General features: G+C 41.0%; 1 protein-coding gene. It reads right to left on the reverse strand.

From position 1 onward, the window contains the following. Nucleotides 1-468 (reverse strand): immunoglobulin-like domain-containing protein (locus FE392_RS19890; protein ID WP_319931862.1); only part of this gene is annotated, 468 nt, incomplete at both ends.

Genomic DNA, 468 nt, shown 5'->3' on the forward strand with positions numbered 1-468 from the left:
CTTTCGTCTGAACTGGTAAATGTGATCCTTTTTAAAAGCTCATCACGATTTACATCCGCATTGCCAAACTCAGGAGTTACTGAATAAGGTTTTCCATCATTCCACACTGCAACAATTTTCTTATTCGTATTGTTCAATAGTGGGTCTGCCCGCCTCACATTCAATTGATAACTCGCACTAGCCATTTTGTACTGCACAGTACTTTCCGTTTGTACCGTAATTATTGTGCGGCCTACTCCCAACAATGTCACATTGCCTTTGTTATCCACTGTAGCAATGTTTGGGGCTGAACTTGACCATTTCTGACGAGCACCATCAGGGGCGTTCTGTACTTTTGGGGATTTTGTATAATTTTTAACATAGCTTACTTCTATACTTTTATCTGGGAAACTTAAATCCGGTGCCATTTTCTCGACAAGGATGGCCAATTTATCACCGATTTTTTGTCCATCCACGGTGGCATGGAAT

The sequence above is a fragment of the Xenorhabdus santafensis genome (assembly GCF_033949405.1).
Classification (GTDB): domain Bacteria; phylum Pseudomonadota; class Gammaproteobacteria; order Enterobacterales; family Enterobacteriaceae; genus Xenorhabdus; species Xenorhabdus santafensis.